This window comes from Streptacidiphilus sp. P02-A3a (genome assembly GCF_014084105.1).
GTDB lineage: Bacteria > Actinomycetota > Actinomycetes > Streptomycetales > Streptomycetaceae > Streptacidiphilus.
In genome coordinates, this window is record NZ_CP048289.1 from 2,638,978 (window position 1) to 2,662,580 (window position 23,603).

The 23,603-nt window shown below is 72.7% G+C and carries 25 protein-coding genes; 12 read left to right on the forward strand and 13 right to left on the reverse strand.

The features are described from left to right. The first annotated feature begins 143 nt into the window (after positions 1-143). From GXP74_RS11890 to GXP74_RS11915, 6 genes are all read left to right on the forward strand, one after another. A complete protein-coding gene (locus GXP74_RS11890; protein ID WP_182451452.1) occupies positions 144-818 on the forward strand; it encodes an HAD family phosphatase in 675 nt (224 codons plus the stop codon). Continuing rightward, complete coding sequence (locus tag GXP74_RS11895) at positions 808-2,088, forward strand: aconitase/3-isopropylmalate dehydratase large subunit family protein (RefSeq protein WP_225447865.1); 1,281 nt, start codon at positions 808-810, stop codon at positions 2,086-2,088. The genes GXP74_RS11890 and GXP74_RS11895 overlap by 11 nt, the downstream gene beginning before the upstream one ends. Then, positions 2,088-2,600, forward strand: coding sequence for a 3-isopropylmalate dehydratase (locus tag GXP74_RS11900; protein ID WP_225447866.1), 513 nt, complete (start codon positions 2,088-2,090; stop codon positions 2,598-2,600). The genes GXP74_RS11895 and GXP74_RS11900 overlap by 1 nt, the downstream gene beginning before the upstream one ends. Positions 2,601-2,690: 90 nt before the next feature. Continuing rightward, positions 2,691-3,482: an SDR family oxidoreductase gene (locus GXP74_RS11905; RefSeq protein WP_182451453.1), complete on the forward strand. Its 792-nt coding sequence runs from the start codon at positions 2,691-2,693 to the stop codon at positions 3,480-3,482. 84 nt (positions 3,483-3,566) lie between these two features. Next, positions 3,567-4,676, forward strand: a complete 1,110-nt coding sequence (locus tag GXP74_RS11910) for an alpha/beta hydrolase (RefSeq protein WP_182451454.1) — start codon at positions 3,567-3,569, stop codon at positions 4,674-4,676. A 1-nt stretch (position 4,677) separates the two neighbouring features. After that, entirely contained in the window at positions 4,678-6,969 is a 2,292-nt protein-coding gene (locus GXP74_RS11915) for a GMC oxidoreductase (RefSeq protein WP_182451455.1), read from the forward strand. A 53-nt stretch (positions 6,970-7,022) separates the two neighbouring features. On the opposite strand, the gene GXP74_RS11920 is transcribed toward GXP74_RS11915, so the two are convergent. The 9 genes from GXP74_RS11920 to GXP74_RS11960 are packed head-to-tail and all read right to left on the reverse strand — an operon-like array spanning position 7,023 to position 15,380. Further along, on the reverse strand, positions 7,023-8,387 hold the full coding sequence (locus GXP74_RS11920) for an ammonium transporter (RefSeq protein WP_225447867.1): 1,365 nt from the start codon (positions 8,385-8,387) through the stop codon (positions 7,023-7,025). Beyond that, positions 8,384-9,754 (reverse strand): ammonium transporter, encoded by a 1,371-nt coding sequence (locus GXP74_RS11925; protein ID WP_182451456.1) that lies wholly within the window; start codon positions 9,752-9,754, stop codon positions 8,384-8,386. Before GXP74_RS11925 ends, GXP74_RS11920 begins: the two co-directional genes overlap by 4 nt. Positions 9,755-9,811: 57 nt before the next feature. Continuing rightward, on the reverse strand, positions 9,812-10,756 hold the full coding sequence (locus GXP74_RS11930; RefSeq protein ID WP_225447868.1) for an urease accessory protein UreD: 945 nt from the start codon (positions 10,754-10,756) through the stop codon (positions 9,812-9,814). Beyond that, positions 10,753-11,373 (reverse strand): urease accessory protein UreG, encoded by a 621-nt coding sequence (gene ureG, locus GXP74_RS11935; RefSeq protein WP_182451457.1) that lies wholly within the window; start codon positions 11,371-11,373, stop codon positions 10,753-10,755. Before ureG ends, GXP74_RS11930 begins: the two co-directional genes overlap by 4 nt. A 54-nt stretch (positions 11,374-11,427) precedes the next feature. Then, positions 11,428-12,156, reverse strand: a complete 729-nt coding sequence (locus GXP74_RS11940; protein WP_225447869.1) for an urease accessory protein UreF — start codon at positions 12,154-12,156, stop codon at positions 11,428-11,430. Beyond that, positions 12,153-13,877: an urease subunit alpha gene (gene ureC, locus GXP74_RS11945; protein ID WP_182451458.1), complete on the reverse strand. Its 1,725-nt coding sequence runs from the start codon at positions 13,875-13,877 to the stop codon at positions 12,153-12,155. The genes GXP74_RS11940 and ureC overlap by 4 nt, the downstream gene beginning before the upstream one ends. Next, the gene (locus GXP74_RS11950) at positions 13,877-14,275 is read right to left on the reverse strand and encodes an urease subunit beta (protein ID WP_182451459.1); all 399 of its coding nucleotides are present in this window, start codon (positions 14,273-14,275) and stop codon (positions 13,877-13,879) included. Before GXP74_RS11950 ends, ureC begins: the two co-directional genes overlap by 1 nt. 13 nt (positions 14,276-14,288) lie before the next feature. Then, positions 14,289-15,074, reverse strand: coding sequence for a sirohydrochlorin chelatase (locus GXP74_RS11955; protein WP_182451460.1), 786 nt, complete (start codon positions 15,072-15,074; stop codon positions 14,289-14,291). Then, positions 15,075-15,380 (reverse strand): urease subunit gamma, encoded by a 306-nt coding sequence (locus GXP74_RS11960; RefSeq protein ID WP_182451461.1) that lies wholly within the window; start codon positions 15,378-15,380, stop codon positions 15,075-15,077. A 451-nt stretch (positions 15,381-15,831) separates the two neighbouring features. Here GXP74_RS11960 and GXP74_RS11965 point away from each other — a divergent pair, with 451 nt between their 5' ends. The 4 genes from GXP74_RS11965 (at position 15,832) to GXP74_RS11980 (ending at position 17,868) form a co-directional block, all read left to right on the forward strand. Further along, positions 15,832-16,245 carry a peptidoglycan-binding protein gene (locus tag GXP74_RS11965; protein ID WP_182451462.1) on the forward strand — a complete coding sequence of 138 codons (414 nt, stop codon included), beginning with the start codon at positions 15,832-15,834 and terminating at the stop codon, positions 16,243-16,245. A gap of 120 nt (positions 16,246-16,365) precedes the next feature. Next, entirely contained in the window at positions 16,366-16,857 is a 492-nt protein-coding gene (locus GXP74_RS11970; protein ID WP_370468413.1) for a MarR family winged helix-turn-helix transcriptional regulator, read from the forward strand. Then, positions 16,854-17,297 carry a winged helix DNA-binding protein gene (locus GXP74_RS11975; RefSeq protein ID WP_182451463.1) on the forward strand — a complete coding sequence of 148 codons (444 nt, stop codon included), beginning with the start codon at positions 16,854-16,856 and terminating at the stop codon, positions 17,295-17,297. Before GXP74_RS11970 ends, GXP74_RS11975 begins: the two co-directional genes overlap by 4 nt. 106 nt (positions 17,298-17,403) lie before the next feature. Next, positions 17,404-17,868 (forward strand): phage tail protein, encoded by a 465-nt coding sequence (locus GXP74_RS11980; protein ID WP_182451464.1) that lies wholly within the window; start codon positions 17,404-17,406, stop codon positions 17,866-17,868. Here GXP74_RS11980 and GXP74_RS11985 read toward each other — a convergent pair. The 3 genes from GXP74_RS11985 to GXP74_RS11995 form a co-directional block, all read right to left on the reverse strand. Beyond that, positions 17,841-18,080, reverse strand: a complete 240-nt coding sequence (locus GXP74_RS11985) for a hypothetical protein (protein WP_182451465.1) — start codon at positions 18,078-18,080, stop codon at positions 17,841-17,843. The genes GXP74_RS11980 and GXP74_RS11985 overlap by 28 nt on opposite strands. 199 nt (positions 18,081-18,279) lie before the next feature. Then, a complete protein-coding gene (locus tag GXP74_RS11990; RefSeq protein WP_182451466.1) occupies positions 18,280-19,092 on the reverse strand; it encodes an exodeoxyribonuclease III in 813 nt (270 codons plus the stop codon). Between the two features lie 120 nt (positions 19,093-19,212). Next, positions 19,213-20,853 carry an MFS transporter gene (locus tag GXP74_RS11995; RefSeq protein ID WP_182451467.1) on the reverse strand — a complete coding sequence of 547 codons (1,641 nt, stop codon included), beginning with the start codon at positions 20,851-20,853 and terminating at the stop codon, positions 19,213-19,215. Positions 20,854-20,997: 144 nt separating this feature from the next. Between GXP74_RS11995 and GXP74_RS12000 the strand changes: the two genes are divergently transcribed. Both GXP74_RS12000 and GXP74_RS12005 read left to right on the forward strand, forming a co-directional pair. Then, positions 20,998-21,156: a hypothetical protein gene (locus GXP74_RS12000; protein ID WP_182451468.1), complete on the forward strand. Its 159-nt coding sequence runs from the start codon at positions 20,998-21,000 to the stop codon at positions 21,154-21,156. A 115-nt stretch (positions 21,157-21,271) separates the two neighbouring features. Beyond that, a complete protein-coding gene (locus GXP74_RS12005; RefSeq protein ID WP_182451469.1) occupies positions 21,272-21,916 on the forward strand; it encodes a winged helix-turn-helix domain-containing protein in 645 nt (214 codons plus the stop codon). Positions 21,917-21,940: 24 nt separating this feature from the next. On the opposite strand, the gene GXP74_RS12010 is transcribed toward GXP74_RS12005, so the two are convergent. Beyond that, a complete protein-coding gene (locus GXP74_RS12010; RefSeq protein ID WP_182451470.1) occupies positions 21,941-23,578 on the reverse strand; it encodes an ABC-F family ATP-binding cassette domain-containing protein in 1,638 nt (545 codons plus the stop codon). Between the last annotated feature and the right edge of the window lie 25 nt (positions 23,579-23,603).

Genomic DNA, 23,603 nt, shown 5'->3' on the forward strand with positions numbered 1-23,603 from the left:
GGCACGGCTGGGCCAAGCGAGTGATCATGGATGGAGCGGCATACCTGCGGGTCATAGTCTGCCGTCACCGCCCTCCAGCACTCGAAAGAGGACCCATGTCTGACGGCCTTCCTTCGCCTGGCACCGGCGAAGCTCAGCGAGCGGTGCCCGCAGGCGGTGCCGCCTTCTTCGATGTCGACAACACGCTCATCCGTGGCTCCTCGCTCTACCAGCTCGGCCTCGGGCTGCACGCCCGGGGTGTCGTGTCGACCCTGGACATCGTCAGGCTGGGCCGCCACCACGTCGGCTACGCCCTTGGTATGACTGAGAAGAAACGACACATCGCCGCCGCCCAGGCCGGGGTCGGCGCGCTCGCGCGCGGACTGCACGCGGCGCTGCTGCACGCCGAGGTGGAGGAGATCGTCCGGGAGCGGATCGTGCCCCGGGTGCGTCCGGCGGTGCTCGCCGCCGCGCGCGAGCACCAGGCCCGGGGCCAGCAGGTGTGGCTGGTCACCGCCTCGGTGCAGCCGCTGGCGGAGACCCTCGCCCGGCAGCTGCGGCTGACCGGGGCGATGGGCTCCCGGGCGGTCGTGGTCGACGGCTTCTACACCGGCGAGCAGGACGGACCGCTGCTGCACGGCAGGGTCAAGGCGGAGGCCGTGCTCGCGCTCGCGGCGGCCGAGGGCCTCGACCTGAGCGCCAGCGCCGCCTACTCCGACTCGGTCAACGACATCCCGTTGCTGCACGTGGTCGGCCATCCGCGCCCGGTCTGCCCGGACCGCCGACTGCGCAGGTACGCCTCGGCCCAGGGCTGGCGGGTGTTCAGCGATGAGCGCTGAGCTGCGGTCCGGGCTTGGCGGCATGACCATGATCGAGAGGATCCTGGCCCGCCGCGCCGGACTGGACCAGGTGACGGTGGGTCAGACCGTGGTCTGCCAGGTGGACATGACGGTGATGATCGACCTCCAGTTCGCCACCCTGTGGACCCCGCCGCTGCGGATCAGCGACCCGGACAAGGTCGCCGTGGTGATGGACCACGCGGTGCCCGCGCCCTCGGTGAGCGACGCCGAGGGCGGGGTGAGGGCCCGGGCGTTCGCCCGCGACTTCGGCGTGACCCGCTTCTACGACGTCGGGCGGCACGGCATCTGCCACCAGGTCATCGCCGAGAACGGCCTGGCCCGCCCGGGCGAGCTGCTGGCCTGCACCGACTCGCACACCTGCGCGGCCGGGGCGTACAACACCGCCGCGCGCGGCCTCGGCCCGGCCGAGGTGTACTCGATCCTGTGCACCGGCGAGACCTGGTTCCAGATCGCGCCGACCATCCGCTACGAGTTCACCGGCGCCAAGCCCGCGGTGGTCTCCGGCAAGGACGTCTTCCTGCACCTCGCCGGGACCTACGGCGACGCGACCAACCACAACCTGGAGTACGGCGGCCCCGGCCTGGCCTCGCTGCCGATGCACGACCGGCGGACCATCGCCACCCAGGGCGCCGAGGTCTCCGCCGACTTCTCCACCTTCCCGGCGGACGAGGTCTGCCGGGCGTTCATCGACCGGCACACCCCCGGCGGCGCCGACTGGACGGCCGCGGAACCCGACCCGGACGCCCGCTACGCCGAGGTGCGCACCGTGGACCTGTCCGCGCTGGAACCGTACGTCGCCCGCCCGGGCGCGGTCAGCCGCAACTCCCTTCCGGTGTCCGCCGTCGAGCGGCGGCGGGTGGACCAGTGCTTCATCGGCTCCTGTGCCAACGGGCAGCTGGAGGACCTCGCCGTGGCCGCGTCGCTGCTGCGCGGCCGCCGGGTCGCCGACGGCGTGCGGCTGCTGGTCACCCCCGCCTCGCAGGCGGTCTACCGGGAGGCCATGCGCGCGGGCTACCTGCAGGACCTGGCCGACGCCGGAGCGGTGATCACCAACTCCACCTGCGGCGCCTGCTTCGGCTACCACATGGGCCTGCTCGGCCCCGGGGAGGTCTGCCTGACCTCGTCCACCCGCAACTTCACCGGGCGGATGGGCAGCCCCGAAGCCGAGATCTACATGGCCTCCCCGGCCACCGTCGCCGCCTCCGCGCTCACCGGACACGTCACCGACCCGCGAACGGAGTGGAACTGATGCAGACTCAGATCACGGGCCGGGTCTGGACCGTGGGCGACGCGGTCAGCACCGATGCGATGTACCCGGCCTTCGCCATGAAACTGCCGCTGCCCGAGGCCGCCCGGCACGTCTTCTACGAGCTGCGCCCCGGCTGGACGGAGCAGGTGCGGCCGGGGGACATCGTGGTCGCCGGACGCAACTTCGGCCTCGGCTCCTCGCGTCCGGTCGCCGAACTGTTCCGGCAGCTGGGCGTGGCGGCGCTGGCCGCCGAGGAGTTCAACTCGCTGTTCCTGCGCAACGCCATCAACCACGGCCTGCCCGCGCTGACCGCCCCCGGGGTCCGGGCCGCGTTCGCGGACGGCGACACCGCCACCCTCGACCTGGCCGAGGGCTGGATCGAGAACCCCGCCACCGGGGTCCGGCTGGACGCGGGCGCGCTGCCGCCGATGGTGCTCGGCATCCTCGCCGCCGGGGGCGTCCTGCCCAAGCTGGCCCGCGAGGGCTACCTGCGGCTGCCCGCCCGGTCCTGAATCCACCCATCCGGGATTTCCCTCGTACGAATGAATGCCACGGACGTTCCCAGGGGCCTGGCGGATGTCTCGGCGACAGAAGGAGAAACGTTGCTGCTCGCTGGATCCACTGTCCTGCTCACCGGCGCCACCGGCGGCATCGGTCGGGCCGTCGCCGCCGAACTCGCGTCCTGTGGCGCATCGTTGCTGCTCTCCGGCCCGGACGAGGCGGAGCTCGCGGTACTGGCGGGCGACTTCACCGCCCGGATCCACGCCGCCGACCTGGCCGACCCGGCTCAGGTGGGCCGACTGGCCCAGGCCGCGGCGGGGGTGGACGTACTGGTGACCTGCTCCGGACTGCCCGCCTTCGGTGACCTGCTGGAGTACACGCCCGAGCAGCTGGACCGGTCGCTGGCGGTCAACCTGCGCGCCCCGGCGCTGCTGGCCCGGCTGCTCGCCCCGGCGATGCTGGCGGCCGGGCGCGGACACCTCGTCTTCGTCGGCTCCATCTCCGGAAAGGCAGCCCACCCGGGCGCCTCGCTCTACAACGCGGCCAAGTTCGGGCTCCGGGGCTTCGCCCTGGGCCTGCGCCAGGACCTGCACGGCAGCGGCGTCGGCGTCTCGGTGGTGCAGCCCGCGGCGGTCGCCGACGCGGGCATGTTCGCCGCCTCCGGCGCCACCGCGCCCGCCCTGCTCCGTACCGTCTCCCCGGCGCGGGTCGCCGCCGCCGTCGTCCGAGCCGTCGAACGGGACCGGGCCGAACTGACCGTCGCCCCGATCGAGCTGCGGCTGCTGCTCGCCGTGGCCGGGCAGTTCCCCGGCTTCGCCGAGCGGGTCCAGCGCCGCACCGGCGCCGCCCAGTCCTTCCAGCAACTGGCCGAGGCCCACCGGGCGACCCGCTGAGGCCCCCGGCCGCCCGCCGCCCCAGGTGCCGCCGCGCGGCGGCACCGCCCCCCGCGTCCCCCCGTACCCCTGTGGAGTGCCCTGATGACCAGAAAGCCATCACCGATCCCGCGCGGCACCACCTCCGGCGTGCCCGACGCCGAGGTGAGCCTGCACCCGTTCGCCACCGAGGACGGCCTCAGCCTGCTGCTGACCCGGTTCCGCCGCCGGAGCCGGGCCGAACGCGAGGACGTCGTCCTGCTGGTGCACGGGCTCACCTCGTCCAGCGACATCTACCTCATGCCCGAGCAGCGCAACCTCGCCGGATACCTGCTCGACCACGGCTTCGGCGAGGTGTGGACCCTTGACTCGCGCATGAGTAATCGTTTCCCCTACAACACCGAGCCGGGTCCGCAGAGCCTGGACGACCTCGCCCGCTTCGACTACCCGGCCGCGCTGGCGGAGCTGCGCCGACACATCGGCGACCGGCGGCTGCACGTCTTCGCGCACTGCCTCGGCTCGATGTCCTTCGCCATGGGACTGTTCGGCGGCGCCTTCGACGGGATCACCAGCGTGGTCGCCAACAGCGTCAGCCTGGTGGTCCGGGTGCCCTCCTGGTCGCGCTGGAAGATTCGCTTCGGCCCGGCCCTGGCCGAACACCTGGGCATCCCCTCGCTCGACCCGCGCTGCTGGCGCGGCACCCGGTGCACCCCCACCCGGGCGCTGTCCCGGCTGGTCAGCGCCGTCCACCCGGAGTGCGACAACCGCGCCTGCCACCTGATCAGCTTCAGCTGGGGGACCGGCTGGCCCGCCCTGTACAGCCACGAGCAGCTGGACCCGGTCACCCACGACCGGATCGCCGACCTGCTCGGCCCGGTCGGCCTCGGCTACCACCGGCACGTCCGCCGGATCATCGACGCCGGGCACGCCGTCCGCAGCGACCCGGCCGACCCGCGCCACCGCGGCCTGCCCGGCGACTACCTGCGCGAGGCGCTGCCGGTGGAGACCCCGCACCTGTACCTCACCGGAGACCGCAACAACGTGTTCCTCGACTCCAACGTGCGCTGCCACCGCGAGTTCGCCCGGCGCGCGCCGGGCCGCCACGAGCTGGCCATCGCCCCCGGCTACGGCCACCTCGACCCGATCATCGGGCGCAACGCCCACCTGGACGTGTTCCCGACGGTCGTGGACTTCTTCAAGCGGCAGGCGGGCTGACATGAGTGCGAACGCACCCGAGTACGTGGACACCGTGGTCGTCGGCTCCGGCTTCGGCGGATCCGTCGCCGCCTACCGGCTGACCGAGGCCGGACAGTCGGTGGTGGTGCTGGAACGGGGCCGGGCCTACCCGCCCGGCAGCTTCGGCCGCACCCCGGACCAGGCCGCCGACGTCTTCTGGGACCCCCCGGCCGGACGGCACGGCGTGTTCGAGATGTGGAGCTTCCGGGGCCTGGACGCGCTGGTGGCCAGCGGCCTCGGCGGCGGCTCGCTGCTCTTCGCCAACGTGCTGCTGCGCAAGGACGAGCACTGGTTCGTCGACCACCAGCCGGTCCCCGGCGGCGGCTACGAGCACTGGCCGGTCTCCCGCGCGGACCTGGAGCCGCACTACGACGCGGTGGAGCGGATGATCGGGGCCACCCCCTACCCGCTGGACCACCCGTCGTACGCCGACACCCCGAAGACCCACGCGCTGCGCGACGCCGCCCGGGCCCTCGGCCTGGAGTTCCAACTGCCGCCGCTCGCCGTCTCCTTCGCGCCCAAGCCGGGGGCCGAACCGGCCCTCGGGGTGACCCTGGCCGAGGCCGAGTACGGCAACCTGCACGGCGTCGCCCGACGCACCTGCCGCCTCTGCGGCGAGTGCAACTTCGGCTGCAACGACGGCGCCAAGAACAGCCTCGACCACACCTACCTGTCCGCCGCCGCCGCCCTGGGCGCCGACCTGCGGACCCACCACGAGGTCAGGACCGTCCGCCCGCACCCCGGCGGCGGCTACCGGGTCGACTACGTGGTGCACCGGCCGGATGACCCGGGGGCCCCGCCGCAGCGGGGCAGCATCGTCGGCGCCCGGCTGGTCCTGGCCGCCGGAACCCTGGGCACCACCCAGCTGCTGCTGGCCTCGCGACGGCACCTGCCCGGCCTCGGCCCCGCCCTGGGGCGGCGGTTCAGCGGCAACGGCGACCACTTCGGCTTCTGCGTCCGCCCGCGCCGGGAGAGCCGCGAGCACCCGCTGCGGCCGGAACGCGGACCGGTGATCACCGGCGCGGTACGGCTCCCGGACGCCCTCGACGGCACGGGCCACGGCGCCGACTCCCGCGGCGGCTACATCGAGGACGGCGGCTACCCGCAGTTCGTCCAGTGGATGGTCGAGTCCGCGCGCGGCGCCCAGTTCATCGGCCGCGCCGGGCAGTTCACCCTCCGGCAGCTGCTGGGCCGGGCCGGGGGCGCGGCCCCCGGGCGGATCTCGGCCGACGTCGCCGGGCTGTTCGGCGAGGGGCTGCCGCACAGCGCCACCATGATGCTGCTGGGCATGGGCCGGGACCAGCCCGACGGCACTCTGCGGCTGCGCGACGGCCAGCTGGACGCCACCTGGAGCACCGCCGGCAGCAGCGCCTACTTCGAGCGGATGCGCACCGCGATGCGGCAGCTGGCCGAGCAGATGGGCGGACGCTATGTGGACGACGCACTGTGGCAGGCCACCAACCGGGCCGTCACCGTGCACCCCTGCGGCGGGGCCGCGATGGGCACCGACCCGCAGCGCAGCGTCTGCGACCGGTACGGCGAGGTGCACGGCCACCCCGGCCTGTACATCGCCGACGGCGCCGCGCTGCCCGGACCGGTGGGCGCGAACCCCTCGTTCACCATCGCCGCGCTGGCCGACCGGATGTGCGACCACCTGATCGACTCCGACACCCCGACCCCCGCGCCCGCCGTGCTGCCGCCCCCGGCCCCGCGGACCTCGCTGCAGTTCACCGAGGAGATGCGCGGCAGCTACCGGCGGACGCCGGTGAGCGCGCTCGCGCCACTCGCGTTCCGGGTCACCGTCACCGTCGACGACCTGCACGCCTTCCTCGACGACCCGGACCACGAGGCCCGCGCCGACGGCTGGATCGACGCGCCGGAGCTGGGCGGGCGGCGTCCGGTGAGCAGCGGCCAGGTCCGGCTGTTCGCGCCGTACGGTCCGGGCCGCGCCAGCACGCTGCGCTACCTGCTGCACTTCCACGACAGCGGCGGCCGTCCGCTGACCCTGTCCGGCGCCAAGCAGCTGACCGAGGCGGCGCCGCTGCGGCTGTGGAAGGAGACCACCACCCTCAGCGTCCGACTGCTGTCCGGGCACACCGCCGACGCGGACCGGACGCCGCTGGCCACCGGCGTGCTGCGGCTGCGCTTCTCGGACTTCCTGCGGCAGCTGACCACGCTGCGGACCACCGGACCGGCCGGGGCGGCGGCGCTCGCCCGGTTCGCCGGCTTCTTCCTGCGGCGGCTGCGGCACACCTACGCGCCGCGGCCCTGACCGTCGGGGACGCGGTGGGCTGCCGACCGACCCCCGGCAGCCCACCGCGGCGGTCAGTCGGCCGGGCCGCCGCGCTCCCGGTTCCGGCCGGGCTGCTGCGCCATCACCCGGCGGATCTGGTCGAGCAGGGCGCCGGCGTCCTCCTCCGGCCTGTCGGCGCCCGCGCCGACGCCGCGCAGGGCGTCCGCGATCTCCTTGAACTGCGCGTCCCAGTCGTTCTGGTAGACCTGCTCGTGCTCCTCGCCCGCGTTGCCGGGCTGCCGCAGCCCGATCGTCAGGTCGACCACCTTGCCGATCACGGCGGTCATCGCGAACGAGAACAGCCCGAGCACCAGCACCGCGACCAGCTGCTTGCCCAGCAGGTCCCAGCCGCCGCCGTAGAACACGCCCTTCCTACCGGTCATCGCGCCGGTCGCGGCGAGGCCGACCATCACCATGCCGAACAGCCCGCCCCAGCCGTGGATGCCGACCACGTCCAGGGTGTCGTCGACGCCGAAACGGTACTTCCAGCTGATCGCGAAGGCACAGCTGAGACCGGCCAGGAAGCCGATGATCGCGGCCCACATCGGCGAGACGCCACCGGCCAGCGGGGTCATCGCGACCATGCCGGTGACCGCGCCCATGCACATGTCCAGCAGACCGACCTGCCTCGTCCGCCAGTAGACCGTGGCCGCCCAGCCCGCCATCGCCGCACCGGCCGCGATCTGGGTGTTGAAGACACCCATCGCCGCCGCTCCGGGAACCCCCAGCGAGGAACCGGTGTTGAAGCCGAACCAGCCGAACCAGAGCAGCGACAGGCCGATCACCACCAGCGGCAGGTTGTGCGGCCGGATCGGCCGCCGCTCGAAGTCCTCGCGCCTGCCCGCGACCAGGGCCAGGGCCAGACCGGCCGCGCCGGAGCTGAGCTCGACCACCGTGCCGCCGGAGAAGTCCACCGCGCCGACCTGCTTGAACACCCAGCCGCCGGGTGAGAACACCCAGTGCGCCATCGGCACGTAGACCAGCAGCGTCCAGGCGCAGACGAAGGCGATCCAGCCGTTCATCCGGGCCCGGCCCGCGACCGAGCCGCTGATCAGGGCGACCGTCACGATGGCGAAGGACATGTGGAAGACCGAGAAGCTGACGGTCGGGGTGTCGCCGGTGCGGCTGTCCAGGCCGACGCCGGACATGAAGGCGTGGTCGAGGTTGCCGATCAGCCCGAGCCCGCCGACGTCCCCGCCGAAGGCGAGGGTGTAGCCGACCGCGAACCAGATGATGCTGACCAGCACCACGCACACGAAGCACATCTTCAGCATGGCGATGACCTGGCTGGTCTTCACCATGCCGCCGTAGAAGAAGGCCAGCCCCGGCGCCATCAGCAGCACCATGGCCGAGGCCATCATCAGCCAGGCGGAGTCGCCGGTGTCGAACGGGGTCACTTCTCCTGCTCCCGTCGCTCCAGCACCAGGCGGATCTCGGCCAGCAGCTCGGAGTCGGAGCCGGTGGCCGCCGACGGCGCGCCGACCGACCCGGCCGCGACCGGCACCCGGGCCTCGACCAGCCGCCTGCGGATCTCGGCGATGGTCTCGTCGTCGTACGCCTGCTCCTCCTGCTCGCCGGGGACGTCCTCGTAGTCCTCGGCGGCGCGGAAGCCCACGGTGCGCTCGACCGCCTTGGCGATCAGCCAGGTCATCCCGAAGGAGAAGGCGCCGCAGGCGAGGACCGCCACCGCCTGGCGCCACAGCAGGTCCACCCCGCCGCCGTAGAACAAGCCCTTCCTGCCGCTCATCCGGGTGGTCGCGAACAGGCCGATGGCCAGCACGCCGACGATGCCGCCCCAGCCGTGCACGCCGACCACGTCCAGGGTGTCGTCGTAGCGCATCCGGTACTTGAGGTTGATCGCGAAGGCGCAGACCACCCCGGCGACGAAGCCGATGGTGAGCGCGCCGATCGGGGAGACCTCGCCGCAGGCCGGGGTGATCGCGACCATCCCGGCCACCGCGGCCGAGGCCACGCCCAGCATCTCCACGTGCCCGAGCCGCCACTTCTCGATCAGCGGCCAGCCGACCATCGCGCCGCAGGCGGCGAGCTGGGTGTTGAGGAAGGCCATCGGCGCGGTGCCGCCGTCCTGCAGCGCGGAACCGGCGTTGAAGCCGAACCAGCCGAACCACAGCAGCGCCAGGCCGACCACGACCAGCGGCAGGTTGTGCGGCCGGATGGTCTCCCGCTCGAAGTCGCGGCGCTTGCGGACCACGATCGCGACCGCGAGCCCGGCCGCGCCGGAGTTGAGCTCGACCGGGAGCCCGCCCGCGAAGTCCAGCGCGCCCAGGTGCGCGGTGACCCAGCCGTTCGGGTCGAACACCCAGTGCGCCATGGGCACGTAGACGAACAGCGTCCAGGCCAGCACGAACCACAGCCAGCCGCGCATGGTGGCGCGACCGGCGATGGAGCCGCTGATCAGGGCGACGGTGATGATGGCGAAGGCCATCTGGAAGGTGGAGAAGATGACGGTCGGGATGCTGCCGTGCAGGCTGGTCATGCCGACGTCGTGCATGAAGACGTCCGCCGGGCTCCCGATCAGGCCCCAGCCGCCGACGTCCGGGCCGAAGGCGAGGCTGTAGCCGATCGCCACCCACAGCACGGTGACGATGGCCAGGCAGACGAAGCTCATCTTGAGCATGACCAGGACGTGTTTGGTCTTGACCATGCCGCCGTAGAAGAAGGCAAGGCCGGGCGTCATCAGCAGCACCATCGCGGTGCTCGCCATGAGCCAGGCGGTGTTGCCCGTATCAAGAGCGTGGGGCATGCGCGGGTCTCTCCTCGTCGGATCGGAAGGGATGAGCGGGGTGGTCGGGCTCGCGGGTCAGCACTTGCGCAGGTCCGGGGCGGGCACGCCGAGCAGCAGCCGGCGGACGGCGTCCCAGGCCCGGCGGACGGCGGCGGTGACGGCGGGGGAGTCGCTGCCGAGGACCCGCAGCCAGGCCCCGGCGTCGTCCGGCAGCACGCTCACGCCGAACGCCAGTCCGCTGTCGGCCAGGGCCGCGTGCAGCGTGTCGGCGACCGCAGCGGCCGGTGCCAGCGGGGTGACCGCGTAGAAGGTGGACATCAGGTCGTGCCCGGCCAGCACCGCCGGTCCGTCGACCCCCTGGGCACCCGGCTCCAGCCGTACGGTGTCCACGGCCAGCAGCCGCCCGTCCGGACGCCGCCACTCCAGGTCGGACGCGAACACCTGGTAGGCGTTGCGCTCGCCGCGCGCCAGCCGCCCGCCCGCGACGGTCTCCCCGGCCAGTACCGTGGCCGACTCCGCCGGCGTGATCACCGTCCGCTGGTAGAACCGGGATCCGGCGTAGAGGACGGTGGCGTCGGGCAGGTACTCGACGTAACTGCCCGGCTCCGCCGTGATCAGGACCTGCTGGGTGGCGTAGTCGGCGCGCATCCGGTGGACCTTGGTGGCGGCCTGGGTGGTGACATGGGCGGCTGTCCCGGCGCCGAAGCGCAGATCGGTGCGCAGTCGGTCGGCCTGGACGATGCCGCCCCCGGTGGACATCAGATAGGTGACAGCCAGATCCGGCCGGGCCGGATCGACGTACAGCGGCCGCATGATCTGCAGCGGTGACTTCTGATAGTGCGTCACCAGCTCGGTCCTGCCGCCAAGTTGCTCGAATCCCAGCTCCAGCAGGCCGACCTTGCCGGGGCTGCCCACGTCCAGGGTGTCCGGACGGCCGGAGTGCCGCAGCACCTCGGGCGGTACCCGGACCGGCTGGTAGTGGGCGGGCGTCAGCCGCTGCGGGCCCGGGTGCACCGTCACGCCGGGATCCGCCGGTAGGACTCCAGCAGGTCCACCACCCGCTCGATCCCCTCGCCGGTGAGGCTGTTGGTGAGCACCACCGGCCGACCCTCGCGGACCCGGTGCGCGTCCGACTCCATCACCGTGATGTCGGTGCGGACGTACTGGGCGATGTCGATCTTGTTGATCACCAGCACGTCGGAGTCGGTGATGCCGGGACCGCGCTTGCGCGGCATCTTCTCGCCCTCGGCGGTGTCCAGCACGAAGCAGAACATGTCGACCAGGATCGGGCTGAAGGTCAGCGTCAGGTTGTCGCCGCCCGACTCGTAGACCAGGGTGTCGACATCGGGGAACCGCTCCAGCAGCTCCGCCCCGGCGGCCAGGTTCATCGTCGGGTCGTCCCGGACCGCCGTGTGCGGGCAGGCGCCGGTCTCCACGCCGACCACCCGCTCGGGGGCCAGCAGCCCGGCGAGGCTGCGCCGGACGTGCTCGGCGTCCTCCTGCGTGTAGATGTCGTTGGTGATCACCGCCGGTCGGCGGCCCCGGGCCAGCAGGACCGGTACCAGGGCCTCGATCAGCGCGGTCTTCCCGGAGCCCACCGGGCCGCCGATGCCGACGCGCAGCACGTTGTCCGCCATCTTCTGCTTCCTTCTTCGTTCCTGTGGGGGTGGTACGGCTGGGTCGGTGCGGGCTCAGGTCGCGAACATCCGTGCCTCCGCGCGCTCGTGGCGGGCCGACATCACGTCCGCCAGCGGGACGCAGCCGCCGAGGTCCGGCAGCTCCCGGGCCAGTGCGGCGGCGGTCACCTCCCGGATCACCGGCGCGGTGGCGCGCAGGGTGACCTGCGCCCGGCGGTGGTCGGTCAGCCGCAGTCGCAGCGCGGCCCCGACGAAGCTGGAGCAGAAGGCGAACAGGTCGGCGGCCACCGCCCGCGCGACGGGCACGCCGTTGGCGGCGTGCACCACCGCGACGGCGACCGGCTGGCAGCCGGGCGTCCGCCGGTCGGTGACCAGCCCGGCGTACCGGCCCAGCGGACCGGTACCGGGCGCGGGGTCGAGCGCCAGTACGGCGGTGTCCAGCAGCTGCCGTCCGGTGCGGGTCGAGGCCTGGCGCAGCTCGCGGTTGAGCTTGGTGGCGTACAGCCGCTGGTCGACCTCCACCAGGGCGTCCCAGTCGGCCGCGGTGGCCGCCCGGTGGGCCAGCGCCAGCGCGGTGGCGTCGGCCGGGCCGACCGAGTGCCGCAGCAGGTCGGCCAGCAGCAGCGGCATGCTGTCCTGGTCCACGGCCCTGGCCTGGGCGAACCCCTCCAGACCGTGGGACAGGGTGTACATGCCGCTGGGGAACGCCGAGTCGGTCAGTTGCAGGCCGACCAGCAGGGCGTCCAGTCCGCCGTCGGGGTCGCCGTCGGGGTCGCTGTTCACGCGAGGTAGAAGAGCTGGTTGAGGGGGAGGGTGCGGGCCGGTTCGATGGTGGCCGGGACCCCGTCGAGGGTGACCCGGTAGGTCTCCGGATCGACCTCGATCAGCGGGGTGGCGTCGTTGCGGACCATGTGCTGCTTGCCCACGGTGCGGCAGTGCCGGACCGGCAGCACCCGGCTGTCCAGCCCCAGTTCGGCCGGGACGCCGCGGTCCACGGCGGCCTGCGACATGAACGACACCCGGGTCGCGGTCCGGGCCCGGCCCATCGACCCGTACATCGGCCGGTAGTAGATCGGCTGGGTGGTCGGCAGCGAGGCGTTGGGGTCGCCCATCAGCGCCCAGTTGATCAGTCCGCCCTTGATCACCAGCTTGGGCTTGGCCCCGAACGAGTGGACCGGCCACAGCACGATGTCGGCGAGCTTGCCCGGCTCCAGCGAGCCGATGTAGTCGGCGGTGCCGGAGGCGATGGCCGGGTTGATGGTCAGCTTGGCCAGGTAGCGCAGCACCCGCTGGTTGTCGTTGCGTTCGCTGTCGCCGTCCAGCTTGCCGCGCTGGTCCTTGCAGTGGTGCGCGGTCTGGAAGGCCCGGGCGAAGGACTCGCCGATCCGGCCCATCGCCTGCGAGTCCGAGGAGAAGATGCTGATCACCCCCTCGTCGTGGAGCACCGTCTCGGCGGCGATGGTCTCCACCCGGACCCGGCTGTCGGCGAAGGAGACGTCCTCCGGGATGTCGTGGCTCAGGTGGTGGCAGACCATCACCATGTCCAGCAGCTCGTCCACCGAGTTGACGGTGTAGGGCAGCGTCGGATTGGTGGACGAGGGAAGCACGTTGGGCTCGCCCGCGATCCGCATGATGTCGGGGGCGTGGCCGCCGCCCGCGCCCTCGGTGTGGAAGGTGTGGATGGTGCGGCCGTCGATCGCGGACAGGGTGTCCTCGTAGAAGCCGCCCTCGTTCAGGGTGTCGGTGTGGATCGCCACCTGGACGTCGTACTCGTCGGCGACCCGGAGCGCGGTGTCGATCACGGCCGGGGTGGTGCCCCAGTCCTCGTGGATCTTCAGGCCGCAGACGCCGGCCTCGACCTGCTCCCGCAGGGCCTCCGGCAGCGAGCCGTTGCCCTTGCCCAACAGGCCCACGTTGACCGGTAGTTCCTCCACCGCCTGGTACATCCGGCCGATGTTCCAGGGCCCCGGGGTGCAGGTGGTGCCGTTGGTGCCGTCGGCGGGTCCGGTGCCGCCGCCGATCAACGTGGTGATCCCGTTGCTCAGCGCCTCCTGCACCTGCTGCGGGGCGATGAAGTGGATGTGGGTGTCGATGCCGCCGGGGGTGGCGAGCAGGTGCTCGCCGGAGATGACCTCGGTGCCGGGGCCGATCACCAGCTTCGGATGGACCCCGCTCTGCAGCCGTGGGTTCCCGGCCTTGCCGACGGCGGCGATGAAGCCGTCCTTGACGCCGATGTCGCCCTTGACCACGCCGAGCACCGGGTCCAGCAGCACCACGTTGGTGATCACCAGGTCGAGCGCGCCCTGGAGCGAGGTGGCGGCCGGGTCCTGCGCCATGCCGTCGCGGATCGCCTTGCCGCCGCCGTAGACCGCCTCGTCGCCGTAGTGGCCCTGGTTGTGGTCCCGTTCCACCTCGACCACCAGGTTGGTGTCGGCGAGGTGGAAGCGGTCGCCGACGGTGGGACCGAACAGGTCGGTGTACTGCTTGCGGGGGATGATCGCCATCAGTGCTCGCCCTCCGGGGTCGCGGGGCGGACGCTGCCGAAGCCGCGCTCGGCGGCCCGGCGCAGCGCCCGGGCGCGGGTGTCGGCCGAGCCGAGGCCGCCGTCGACCAGGCCGCTGAAGCCGACCAGCCGCCGGTGTCCGGCGAACGCGGTCAGCTCCACCTCGCGGGTGTCGCCGGGCTCGAAGCGCGCGGCCGTCCCGGCGGGCAGGTCCAGGTGCATCCCGTAGGCCTGCTCCCGGTCGAACACCAGGGCGCGGTTGGCCTCGAAGAAGTGGTAGTGCGAACCGACCTGGACGGCCCGGTCGCCGGTGTTGCTCACCACCACCCGGGCCTTCGCCCGACCGGCGTTGATCTCGACCGGGTCCTCCCCGTAGAGATAGGCGACTCCGCCTGACATGGGTGTCTCGCTCTCATTCGTGGATGTGTCGGTGCGGGTGGCTGTGGCTGTGGGCGAGGCCGTGGCCGTGTTCGGCGTCGAGCCCGGCGGCGATGCCGTCGTCCCCGTGCCCGAGGCGGTGCAGCGCGGCGTTCACCCGGGCCCGCAGCACACCGGCCGCCGCCTGCGGGGTGAGCAGTGATCCGCTCGACTCCGCCCCCGCCCAGGTCTCGGGGGTCGGCGGGCCGAAGGCGGCGGGGACCAGCAGCACCCGGTCGGCGCCGAGCCTGCGGCAGCGGTCGACGCCCGCGCCGGGACCGGGGTCGCCGCCGTCGAAGGCCACCTCCACCCACCGGTGCCGCCCGTACTGGCGGACCAGGCGGGCGATCCGGAACAGCTCGGCGTCGTCGAAGGGGCCCGCCGCCGGGGCGGTGACCAGCATCGCGCTGCCCGCCCCGACCCGCTGGTCGCGCGCGGCGGCGGCGCGCAGCCAGCCCACCAGGTGCGCGGCGGTGCCGAAGGGCTCGGTGAGGGCGATCCTTCCGGGGGCGGTGGAGCAGGCCAGCCAGCCGAGGGCGCGGGCGGTGTCGGCGATGAGCCGGGGGTCGCGGCCGAGGGTCGCGGGCACCACGCAGACCGGACCGCCGGACCTGGCCAGTGCCTCCTCGACCGCGTCCGCCAGCTCCCGGCCGGTGCCGACGGCGCGGAAGGCGTGTCCGCCGACCACCCAGGGCAGCAGCCGCCGTCCGCCCGCGCTCTCGTGTCCGCCGACCAGGACGGTGGTCACGCCACCGGCCGGGTCGGTCGCGGGCGGGGTCACTCAGGCGCCCACGGGGTCGTGGCAGGAGACGAGCTTGGTGCCGTCCACGAACGCCGCCTCGATCTGCAGCAGCGGGAGCATCGCGCGGACGCCGGGCATCACGTCCCGCGCGCTCACCACCCCGCGGCCGAGCTCCATGCACTCGGCGACGGTGCGGCCGTCCCGGGCCGACTCCAGGATCGCCTCGCTGATCAGCGCGACGGCCTCGCTGTAGTTGAGCTTGACGCCACGGTCGCGGCGCTTCCTGGCCAGGTCGGCCACCACGTAGACGTACAGCTTGTCGATCTCCCGGGGAGAGAGATTCATCGAGACCTCCTCGTGCGCCCCCGGCCGTGGCCGGGACGGGGAGCAAGCCGGTGGCCAGGAGCGGCAGGGCAACTCCCAAGCGTCGCGAGCCCCTCGTGCATCAGTGGGATAGTTTCCGCTATGCGAAAAAACATTTTCGCTTGGAGGAAAAGATAGGAGCGGTGAACGCCCACGTCAACAGCTTGTTGTAAGTCCGGGGGGCTGGGCGGAGTCCCCTACTCTCCCCTTACCCTCTCCTTACCGCCGACCTGCCCCCGCGGTGCGCTCGCCCACCGTCGGCGCGTCCCGCGCCGTCGTCATGTGCGCCGACGTCCCCGCAGGTCAGGATGGCGCCGTCCCAGGATTCCGGCGGATCGGCGAGCTTCCTGGGCAGCGCGGGCCGGGTCGGGCAGCGTCACTGCCCACGGGGTGCGGGAAAGCCTCGCGCACCGCTCACACACCAGGAGTCCACATGCGCAAGCGTCTTGTCTCCACCTTGGCGGCCACGCTCATGGCCACCGGCCTGGCCCTCGGCGCGCCGGCGGCGGCCCAGGCGGCGGGCGGCAGCGCGGTCGGCGCGAACGCCGTGAACGCCGTGAACGCGTGCGGCTACAACAGCACCATCGGCTGGCACTGCGGCTACTACAACGGCTCCGCCGAGACCGACGAGTGGAGCACCGACTCGGCGGCGGTGAAGGAGATCCAGGACCTGATCAACCAGGAGACCCTGTACTGGGAGAACGGCCACGCGCAGCTCGCCGTGGACGGCAGCTTCGGCCCCGCCACGCTCGCCGCGGTGGAGTGGCTCCAGTCCACCTACGGCATCTGCGGCGGCGTGAACGGCAACGTGGGCCCGTGCACCTGGAGTTGGCTGCGCTGGCAGTGACCTCCCGGCCGGGCCCGCGGCCCTGGGACCACCGGCATCTCCGTCGCGGCGGAACGGAGATGCCGGTGCCGTTCGAGCTGATAGTAGCCATGTACATAATATCCATGTACGGTATCGGCTGTGAGTCCAACACCTGAGCGCGCCACGGCGGGATTCCTGGTCTGGCGGCTGTCGATGAAGTGGCGGGTGGCCGTCGACCGGGCGGTCGCGCCGCTGGGGCTGACCCATGCGCAGTACGCGCTGATGGCGGCGCTGTACGGGCTCTCGCGCTCCGGGCAGCGGCCCAGCCAGCGCCGACTCGCGGACGCCACCGGCGTGGAGCCGCTGTACGTCTCCAAGCTGGTCCGCGCGCTGGAGGCGGCCGGACTCGTCGACCGCACCCGGGACCCGGGCGACCCGCGGGCGATGCAGCTGTCGCTCACCGAGCAGGGGCGCGACGTCACCGGCCGCGCGATCACCGTGGTCCAGGGCCTGCTGGAGCAGCTGCTCGCGCCCCTCGGCGGACAGGACGGCCCGCGTACCGAGCAGTTCGTCCACGAGCTGACGACCCTGCTCGACGCGCCCCTTGATCCACCCGATGCGTACCCCGAGAACGAGAAGGAGCAGTCATGACCACCACCGCACCCACGGTCAACGGCCGAGTCGTCGCCCTGGCGCACTATTCCGCGCGGGCCCTGCTGGAGGGCGTGCTGGAGCGCCACGGTGCCACGTTCCAGCAGAGCGTGGCACTGCGGGTGGTCGCCGTAGCGGGCGGGTCCGTCGACCGCGAGGAGCTGGTCGCCGACGTCGACAGCTCGCTCAAGACCGGCGATTCGGCCGTGCGCGGCGTGATCGAGGAGCTGGTCGCCGCGAAGCTGCTGGAGCCGGACCCGGCGGCGACCCGGCTGCGGCTCACCGACGCCGGTCGGGAGCTGTGGGACCGCACCTCCGCCGAGAGCGCCGAGATCGGCGCCCTGCTCTACGCCGGCATCCCGGCCGAGGATCTGGCCGCCGCCGGCCGGGTGCTGGCCCTGGTCACCGAGCGCGCCAACGCGGAACTCGGCACCGGCTGACGCGCCGCCGCGAACGGCCGCACCGCACCGGCCGGTGCGTCGGGTGCGCCCGACGGAAGGAGCCCTCCACTACGATCGCCCTGACAGATCGTCATCAGGAGGGTCCATGCCGTACGTCGTCGACTTCGAGAACGTGTCCACCGTCGGCTTGGAATCCTCCCCGGTCGCGGAGTCCCTCGCGGGGCTGCGCGCCAATGAGGCGCGCTACTACAAGAACAAGTACGGTCACGTCCTCACCGTCAGCCCGGCGGCCGAGGAGCCCGAGACGCTCGACTGGGTGAACCGCATCCTCGCCGACGAGCGCGCCATCGTCTTCTCCGCCCGCCCACTCGAAGTGACCTCCTTCGAGGTGGACGGTCTGCGGATGGCCTACGTGTTCTACGAGTCCGGCCTGTCGGTCAACGTGATGTACGCCATCGAGGAAGGAGGGAAGCGCGCCGTCGGCTTCAAGCTCTCCGACGGAATGGACGTTCCCGAGGAACTGGCCCCGCACTTCAAGTTCGCGCGGCAGAAGTCGAAACTGGCCGGTGTCATCCGCGGCTCCTATTTCGTGATCAAGGGCGAGTACTGAGCCCTGGTGGTCACGACGACGAGCACGCCCTCGCCGCCGGTCTTGACCGTGGTCCTGGTGCCGCCGATGGCCGCGAGGATCGCGACGACGGCCAGGGCGAGGAGGATGGTCGCGCACCCGATCCCGAGGCAGCCCCGCGACCGGCTGCGTTTCGGCGGCCGGACCGGACCGTAGGGGTCGTCAGCGGTCGGCCGCCATGCGGGCTGGTCCATGTGCGCCTCCGGGGCTCCGGGTTGGGTTCCGTCCCTGGGCTACTGCCCGGAATCCGGGCCGACAGTGCGGGCGGCGGTGGCCGCTGACCGAGCGTCAAATCATGCGGGAGTTGTTCTTGGCCGCTCGCCCTGGTCGGCAGCGATCGAGGGTCGACCAAGGCCGGTCTCCGATCGTTGCCGCCGCCGGGGCACGGAGTCGTCACCGCTCGAAGGTGACGGTGACCGGGGCGTGGTCGGACCAGCGTTCGGGGTGGGTGGCGGCGCGTTCCACCACGGCGGAGACGGTCCGTGCCGCGAGGCCCGGGGTGGCCAGGAGGTAGTCGATCCGCCAGCCCGCGTCGTTGTCGAAGGCGCGGCCGCGGTAGGACCACCAGGAGTACGGGCCGGGGCCCTCCGGGTTGAGTTGGCGGACCACGTCGATGTAGCCCGCCTCGTCCAGGACCCGGCTGAACCAGGCGCGTTCCTCCGGGAGGAAGCCCGCGTTCTTCTGGTTGGTCTTCCAGTTCTTCAGGTCCACCTCCTGGTGCGCGATGTTCCAGTCGCCGCAGACCACGACCTCGCGGCCGTCGGCGCCGGCGCGCTGCCGCAGCTCCTTGAGGTGGTCCAGGAACTCCACCAGGAAGCGCTCCTTCTCGTCCTGGCGGGGGGTGCCCACCTCGCCCGAGGGCAGGTAGAGGCTGGCGATGGTCACGCCCGGCAGGTCGATCTCGGCGTAGCGGCCGGTCGAGTCGAACTCCGCCGAGCCGAAGCCGATCCGCTGCGCCTCCGGCTCGGTGCGGCTGAGCAGGGCGACCCCGGCGCGGCCCTTGGCGGCGGACGGCGCCCACAGCGGGTGCCAGCCGTCGGGCTCGCGGACGTGTGCGGCGAGCTGCGCGGGTTCGGCCCGCACCTCCTGCAGGCAGACGACGTCGGACCGGCTGGCGGCGAGCCATTCGACGTAGCCCTTGCCGGTCGCGGCCCGCAGGCCGTTCACGTTGGCGGTGCTGATGGTGAGGGTGTCGGCGGTGCTCATCTGTACCTGCTGGGTGTCGGTGGCGTCGGACCGGTCCATTCTCGCCGACGCCGGGACCGGCGGGTCCCGGCGTCCCGCGACGCCCACCGGCACCTTCCGTAGGTGGCGCGGTGGCGGGGCTCAGCCGCTGGCCTCGCCGCCGGTGGCGGGGGCGCGGCCGTGCCGCATCGCGATCGCGACCAGTAGGCCGAGCACCCCGGCCCCGGCGGCGATCAGCAGGCCGTCGCGGTATCCGGCGTCGGTGTAGAGGTCGGGCACGGTGTAGTAGCCGCCGGTCACCTTGGCGGACACCCCGGGCACGGTGACCTTGAACTTCAGCGTGTTCGCGGCCAGGCAGGCGGTCAGTACCGCCGTTCCGACGGAGGTCGCCAGGCTGTTCACGACGCCCAGCATGCCCGCGCTGATGCCCTGTTGGCGGGCGGGCACCGCCTCCACGATCAGGTTCGGGGCGGAGGCGTAGAACGCGCCGAAGCCGATCCCGAAGACCACCGCGAACAGCGCGTACTGCCAGGCGGAGTGCGAGAAGTAGGCGTACAGCACGGTGGACAGGGTGAACGTGGCCATGGCGCCGATCAGCGGCAGCCGGGGGCCGACCTTGCGGGACCACTCCCCGGCGCCGCCGCCGGAGAGCATGCCGGTGCCGCCGGAGAACACCGCCGAGTGCAGGCCGTAGCCGAGCAGGCTGGCGCCGAGGCCGAAGGCCAGCGGCGCGTTGAAGCCGATGTGCAGGATCGGGGCCATCGCGCTGGTGACCCGCCCGCCGGAACCGGAGACCACCTCGCCGAGCACCAGGTGGGTGAGCTGGGCGTGGGTGGGGGTCTGCAGCATGTACGGGATGGAGTAGCCCTGGATCCCGATGACCATGCTGGCGAACAGGGCGGCGGCCAGCACCAGCAGCACCTTCGGCGAGAACAGCAGCTCCAGGTCCATGATCGGCTGGCTGCTGCGGCGTTCCACCAGGACGAAGGCCGCCAGCAGCAGCAGGCCGCCGACCAGCCAGCCCCAGGCGGTGGGGCGTCCCCAGCCCCAGCCGGCGCCGTTCGACAGGTACAGCAGGACCAGGCCGACGCCGACCGCCAGCAGCAGCGCGCCCGCGACGTCCAGCCGCTGGTCGCTCCGCAGCGGCGACTCGGGGACGACCAGCACCAGCAGCGGCAGCATCACCAGCACGAAGATCAGCATGAACCAGAACAGCGAGCGCCAGGAGTAGTGGTCCAGCAGCCAGCCGCCGAGCAGCGGCGCGAACAGCGCGGACATGCCCAGGCCGGTGGCGATCACGCCGATCGAGGCGGGGATGTAGCGGCGCGGCAGGATGTCCCGGAACAGCCCGTACGCCACGGTGGGCGCGGTGATGGCGACCGCCTCCAGCGCGCGGCCGACCAGGAACAGCGCCCAGGAGGCGGTGAGCGCGCAGATGAGGGTGCCGACGGCGAAGGACGCTCCGGAGACCAGCATCATCAGCCGCTTGCCCCACAGGTCGGACATCTTGCCGAAGAGCGGGGTGGTCGCCCCGCCGACCAGGCCGAAGATGATGACCATCCAGCTGATGTTGGCGCCGACCCCGGGGAAGGACGGCGAGATGTCCCGGGCCGCCGAGGCGACCATGGTGTACTGCAGCGAGGCGATCTCGGCGAAGAGGACGACGACCGCGATGACGGCGAATATCCGCAGCCTGGAGGCGCCTTCGAGGCGCGCGGTCGGGGTCGGGGGTCTGCGGGCGGTGTCGGACGACGGCGGTTCTGGGGCCTGGGCGGAGGACACGGTGCGGCTCCTCGGGACGGGTGCGGAGGGCCCAGGGCGGTCATCCGCAGGGAAGTATCTAACAGTCCGTCAGATAAGAACGGAAGCGGTGCGGCAGGGCCGCCCGACTGTCCTTGCACGGAGGGGATCTGCTTCAATGGACCCATGGACCTGCTGGCAGTCGACGGAACCCCGAACGGGGGAGCGAGGCACCTCGACCTCGAACCGTTCTGGCCGTCCCGGCAGCCGTTCCACTTCGACGAGACCTGTTGTCGCTCGACCGGCGCGCAGGACCGTCCCCAGCCGCACCGACCCGGCCGCTGAACCCCAGTCCCCGGACTGAACCACTCAGCCCCGACCGGCTCGCTCGCTCCCTGGAAGACCGCTCGCGCGCAGACGACCTCCCGCGTCCTCTCCTTGTGCGAAAGCGAGTCCCGTCATGCCGAACGTCTCCCCGCTTGCCCTGGTCGATCCACTGACCGGTGATCTGACCGCGCCGCGCCTGCGCGCGGTGCCGTCGCCGCTGCCCGCTGCCTCCCTGGCGTCGCTGGTCGCGCCGCTGTCGCTGACCTCGCCCGGCGCGGCGGGCATCTACCGCCTGCCGGACGCCGCGCCGGACGCCTCGCTGGTCGGGTACCTGGTGCTGGTCCCGGTCGGCACCGAGCTGGACGTCACCGCGGTCCCGGCCCGGGTGGCGCCGCCCGCGGCGCCGGTGGTGCCCGCCGCGGCCGTGTCCGCGCCCGAGGCGACCGCGGCGCCGGAGGCGCCGGAGGCCGCCGCCGTGGTCGAGGCGGCGCCCGGGGTCTCGCTCGACCTGGAGCGGCGCACGGTCCGGATCGACGGCGAGCCGCTGGAACTCACCTACCTGGAGTTCGAGCTCCTGGCCCATCTGACCCGCAACCCGCACCGGGTGCACACCCGCGACCACCTGGTCTCGGCGGTGTGGGGCTACGGCCACGTCGGCGACGGCCGTACCGTGGACGTCCATGTCGCGCGGCTGCGGCGGAAGTTGGGACGCCACCGGGAGGGCATCGTCACCGTCCGCCGGGTGGGCTACAAGTACGTTCCCGCCAGCGCCCGGTGACTGCCGATCAGATCTGACGCCAGGTCAGCTCTCGCTGACCTGGCCGTCGGCGACGGTGATCCGCCGGGTGGTGTGCACCGCTTCGAGCATCCGCCGGTCGTGGGTGACCAGCAGCAGCGTGCCCGAGTAGGAGGCCAGCGCCGACTCCAACTGCTCGATGGCGACCAGGTCCAGATGGTTCGTCGGCTCGTCGAGCACCAGCAGGTTCACCCCGCGTCCCTGGAGCAGCGCCAGCGCGGCGCGGGTGCGCTCGCCGGGCGACAGGGTCGCCGCCGGGCGCAGCACGTGCGCCGCGCGCAGGCCGAACTTCGCCAGCAGCGTGCGGACTTCGGCCAGTGGCAGCTCGGGGACGGCCGCCCCGAAGGCGTCGATCAGCGGCTGCTCGCCGAAGAACAGGCCGCGCGCCTGGTCGACCTCGCCGACCACCACGCCCGGGCCGAGCGAGGCCTGCCCGGCGTCCAGCGGCAGCCGTCCGAGCAGCGCGGCCAGCAGCGTGGACTTGCCGGAGCCGTTGGCGCCGGTGATGGCGATCCGGTCGGCCCAGTCGACCTGCAGGTCGACCGGCCCGAAGCCGAAGTCGCCGCGCTGGACCCGGGCGCCGCGCAGGGTCGCCACCACCGCGCCGGAGCGGGGAGCGGCGGCGATCTCCATCCGCAGCTCCCACTCCTTGCGGGGCTCGTCGACCACGTCGAGCCGCTCGATCAGCCGCTGCGTCTGCCGGGCCTTCGCCGCCTGCTTCTCGGTCGACTCGGTGCGGAACGCCTTGCCGATCTTGTCGTTGTCGGGGGACTTGCGGCGGGCGTTCTTCACGCCCTTCTCCATCCAGGACCGCTGGGTCCGGGCACGGGCCTCCAGCGAGGAGACCGTGTCCGCGTACTCCTCGTACTCGGCGCGCGCGTGGCGGCGTGCGGTCTCGCGCTCCGCCAGGTACGCCGCGTAGCCGCCGCCGTAGTGGTTGACCTGCTGCTGGGCCAGGTCGAGCTCCAGCACCCGGGTCACCGTCCGGGTCAGGAACTCGCGGTCGTGGCTGATCAGCACGGTACCCGCGCGCAGCCCGGTGACGAAGGCCTCCAGCCGGTCCAGGCCGTCCAGGTCCAGGTCGTTGGTGGGCTCGTCCAGCAGGAACACGTCGTACCGGCTGAGCAGCAGCGAGGCCAGCCCGGCCCGGGCGGCCTGGCCACCGGACAGGGCGGTCATCGGCAGGTCCAGGCCGACGGTCAGGCCCAGGTCGGCGGCGACCTCCTCGGCCCGCTCGTCCAGGTCCGCGCCGCCGAGGTCCAGCCAGCGGTCGAGCGCGGTGGAGTAGGCGTCGTCCGCGCCCGGGGCGCCGTCCACCAGGCCCTGGGTGGCGGCGTCCAGCTCGGCCTGGGCGGCGGTGACGCCGGTCCGGCGGCCGAGGAAGTCCCGCACCGACTCGCCGGGGCGACGCTCGGGCTCCTGCGGCAGGTGCCCGATGGTCGCGGTCGGCGGGCTCAGCCGCACCGTGCCGGACTCCGGGGTGTCCAGCCCGGCCAGCAGCCGCAGCAGCGTGGACTTGCCCGCGCCGTTCACGCCGACCAGCCCGACCACGTCGCCGGGGGCGACGACCAGGTCGAGGTCGGAGAACAGGACACGGTCGCCGTGCCCGGCGGTGAGGTCTTTGGCGACGAGAGTGGCAGTCATCAGGGCACCGATCCTATCGGCTGCG

Excerpts from the sequence above, each read along its gene's own strand:
- GXP74_RS11900 (WP_225447866.1), top strand. The coding sequence starts at position 2,088 with ATGCAGACTCAGATCACGGGCCGGGTCTGGACCGTGGGCGACGCGGTC.
- GXP74_RS11975 (WP_182451463.1), top strand. The coding sequence starts at position 16,854 with ATGACCACCACCGCACCCACGGTCAACGGCCGAGTCGTCGCCCTGGCG.
- ureG (WP_182451457.1), bottom strand. The coding sequence starts at position 11,373 with ATGGCGGACAACGTGCTGCGCGTCGGCATCGGCGGCCCGGTGGGCTCC.
- GXP74_RS11910 (WP_182451454.1), top strand. The coding sequence starts at position 3,567 with ATGACCAGAAAGCCATCACCGATCCCGCGCGGCACCACCTCCGGCGTG.
- GXP74_RS11960 (WP_182451461.1), bottom strand. The coding sequence starts at position 15,380 with ATGAATCTCTCTCCCCGGGAGATCGACAAGCTGTACGTCTACGTGGTG.
- GXP74_RS12000 (WP_182451468.1), top strand. The coding sequence starts at position 20,998 with ATGGACCTGCTGGCAGTCGACGGAACCCCGAACGGGGGAGCGAGGCAC.
- GXP74_RS11895 (WP_225447865.1), top strand. The coding sequence starts at position 808 with ATGAGCGCTGAGCTGCGGTCCGGGCTTGGCGGCATGACCATGATCGAG.
- ureC (WP_182451458.1), bottom strand. The coding sequence starts at position 13,877 with ATGGCGATCATCCCCCGCAAGCAGTACACCGACCTGTTCGGTCCCACC.
- GXP74_RS11980 (WP_182451464.1), top strand. The coding sequence starts at position 17,404 with ATGCCGTACGTCGTCGACTTCGAGAACGTGTCCACCGTCGGCTTGGAA.
- GXP74_RS12005 (WP_182451469.1), top strand. The coding sequence starts at position 21,272 with ATGCCGAACGTCTCCCCGCTTGCCCTGGTCGATCCACTGACCGGTGAT.
- GXP74_RS11915 (WP_182451455.1), top strand. The coding sequence starts at position 4,678 with ATGAGTGCGAACGCACCCGAGTACGTGGACACCGTGGTCGTCGGCTCC.
- GXP74_RS11950 (WP_182451459.1), bottom strand. The coding sequence starts at position 14,275 with ATGTCAGGCGGAGTCGCCTATCTCTACGGGGAGGACCCGGTCGAGATC.
- GXP74_RS11985 (WP_182451465.1), bottom strand. The coding sequence starts at position 18,080 with ATGGACCAGCCCGCATGGCGGCCGACCGCTGACGACCCCTACGGTCCG.
- GXP74_RS11965 (WP_182451462.1), top strand. The coding sequence starts at position 15,832 with ATGCGCAAGCGTCTTGTCTCCACCTTGGCGGCCACGCTCATGGCCACC.
- GXP74_RS11990 (WP_182451466.1), bottom strand. The coding sequence starts at position 19,092 with ATGAGCACCGCCGACACCCTCACCATCAGCACCGCCAACGTGAACGGC.
- GXP74_RS12010 (WP_182451470.1), bottom strand. The coding sequence starts at position 23,578 with ATGACTGCCACTCTCGTCGCCAAAGACCTCACCGCCGGGCACGGCGAC.
- GXP74_RS11925 (WP_182451456.1), bottom strand. The coding sequence starts at position 9,754 with ATGCCCCACGCTCTTGATACGGGCAACACCGCCTGGCTCATGGCGAGC.